Annotated in this window: 3 protein-coding genes; all 3 read right to left on the bottom strand. The window is 35.8% G+C overall.

Going from position 1 to position 2,233, the window contains the following annotated elements; all coding sequences use genetic code 11:
* Positions 1–308: 308 nt before the first annotated feature.
* The 3 genes from tyrS to rsfS are packed head-to-tail and all read right to left on the bottom strand — an operon-like array spanning position 309 to position 2,120.
* On the bottom strand, positions 309–1,571 hold the full coding sequence (gene tyrS / locus WGMM_RS00975) for a tyrosine--tRNA ligase (protein WP_038248656.1): 1,263 nt from the start codon (positions 1,569–1,571) through the stop codon (positions 309–311).
* 1 nt (position 1,572) lies between these two features.
* The gene (locus WGMM_RS00970; protein ID WP_038248653.1) at positions 1,573–1,812 is read right to left on the bottom strand and encodes a hypothetical protein; all 240 of its coding nucleotides are present in this window, start codon (positions 1,810–1,812) and stop codon (positions 1,573–1,575) included.
* On the bottom strand, positions 1,803–2,120 hold the full coding sequence (gene rsfS, locus WGMM_RS00965; protein ID WP_038248649.1) for a ribosome silencing factor: 318 nt from the start codon (positions 2,118–2,120) through the stop codon (positions 1,803–1,805). The genes WGMM_RS00970 and rsfS overlap by 10 nt, the downstream gene beginning before the upstream one ends.
* Positions 2,121–2,233 lie beyond the last annotated feature (113 nt).

Raw genomic sequence — 2,233 nt, 5'->3', positions numbered from 1 at the left:
ACAAAGCCATCCCAGTGTCAAGCACTGGGATGACAAGAAGAGGGTACTTGGATAAGAGGCATTGCCCTACTGGTAGGCCCAAATTGCAATGTCCGTACAGTTATGGATTCATTCTCGGTATAGATTCCGCTAATGAGTAGCGGAATGACGAATTTGTTGTTTTTCAAATTGTAGGTAAACCTAAGCCACTTTAGCTATATATAATAGAATTTCGCTTCCTACTATCTTTCCAGTTGTTTTATACATAATTCTCGAATTTTGAAAATTTGCTCCATATCTAATTTCTCACTTGTATAAAATTTGTTTTCTTACTTCGAGACCTGATCTACCACAACTTTTATATGGCGTTTCTTTCCTGCAGATAATCTTATAAATGGCTGATCTTTAAAGCTTTCGAAATTTATTACATGATCAATATTGTTTACAACATTATCACTAATCTTGCATCCGTTGCCCTGTATTAAACGCTTTGCAGCGCCTTTTGAAGGTTCAAAACCGGTGTCATGTAGTAGGTCTACTAAGGATATGCCGCTTGCAACTTGTTCTTTTTTTATGATGTAATCAGGAAGTAGTGAGCTATCTTCATTCTCAAAAGCAGAAATTGCAGCAAATTGTGCAAGTTCCGCTTCTTTGTCACCATGACATATTTTTGTCACTTCTGTTGCCAAGACCTTTTTTGCCTCATTTATTTCTTGATCCTTTAAAGACTCTAATTTTCTAATCTCATCAATTGGCACATCAGTGAGCAATCTTAAAAAACGTCCAACATCTTGATCATCAACGTTGCGAAAATATTGCCAGTAGTCGTAAGGCTTTAGCATATTATCATCAAGCCACACTGCTCCACTTTCAGTTTTGCCCATTTTTTTTCCTTGTGCATTTAATAAGAGAGGCATGGTAAGGCCAAATAGCTCAGGTAAATTCAACTTTTTTCCAAGTTCAATTCCGTTTACTATATTTCCCCACTGGTCTGACCCTCCAATCTGCAGACGACAATCATATTTTCTGTTTAATTCAATAAAGTCGTAAGCTTGCAATAGCATGTAATTAAATTCCAGAAAGCTTAAGGTTTGCTCTCTATCCAGCCTGGTTTTCACACTATCAAAACTTAGCATACGATTTACAGAAAAATAAGCTCCTATATCACGCAAAAAATCTATGTATTTTATGTTATCCAACCAATCTGCGTTATTTACTATCATTGCACCAGTCTTGCTGTCATTAAAAGACACCATTTTCTCTAATATTCTCCTTATACTGGATGTATTTTGATTGATGTTCTCTACAGGCAAGATGCTTCTTGCTTTATCTTTGAAGGATGGGTCACCAATTTTTGTTGTGCCACCTCCAAGTAAGACTATCGGCTTATAACCAAATTTTTGTAGGTGACAGAGCATCATAATCTGAATTAGGTGACCAGCATGAAGACTTGGTGCTGTGCAATCAAACCCAATGTATGCAACTATATAATTGCTCTGCAATAATAATTGATCTAGTCCTTCAATGTTTGTGCATTGGTATAGGTACCCTCTTTCTTGGATGAAATTTAAAAATTCAGATGCGTGTTTCATTTTATAAACCCCAGTCTGTCCTGTCATTAATGCCGAAGGTAACCCTAATAGAGAAGCCAGTGCCCAGACACTGGAACTTAATTATAAACAAGCACACTATACAACGTTTTCGATGAAATTGCATGAAAAACTGGATTCCAGTGTCAGCTACTTTCATGACACCACTACCTGTGCAGGAGTTGCCTTCAAAACTACAACGTTTGTGCAATTGTGTACCAGCTATCTGGATAATCAATTCCATAACTCTTCTATTTTATAATACTCCCTTACTTCCGGCCTGAATATGTGAACCATTATGCCTTGAAAATTCAAAACCACCCAATTGCCTTCATCCATACCTTCTACATCTATTTTATCATGTGGATTGAGGCTTTTTATTACGTGCTCAGCTAAAGCTTTAACGTGACGGCTTGAATCACCAGATGCAATAATCATATATTTTGCAATAACGGTTTTATTCTGCACATCAAAAGTTACTATATCATGACCTTTATTTTGATCTATTATCTCTTCAATTGTACTTCTTATCGATTTCATATCGCTAAGCATTGTTTACAGGTTATATGATTCATTTATAATTATATACTCAAAATTTCTAAATATGAACTATTTTCAACGCAACTACTTGTTAAAGGTATTACCTGCATCTATTTTATCATCAT

This window comes from Wolbachia endosymbiont of Glossina morsitans morsitans, assembly GCF_000689175.1.
GTDB classification, from domain to species: domain Bacteria; phylum Pseudomonadota; class Alphaproteobacteria; order Rickettsiales; family Anaplasmataceae; genus Wolbachia; species Wolbachia pipientis.
This window is presented reverse-complemented; position numbering and strand designations above follow the sequence as displayed.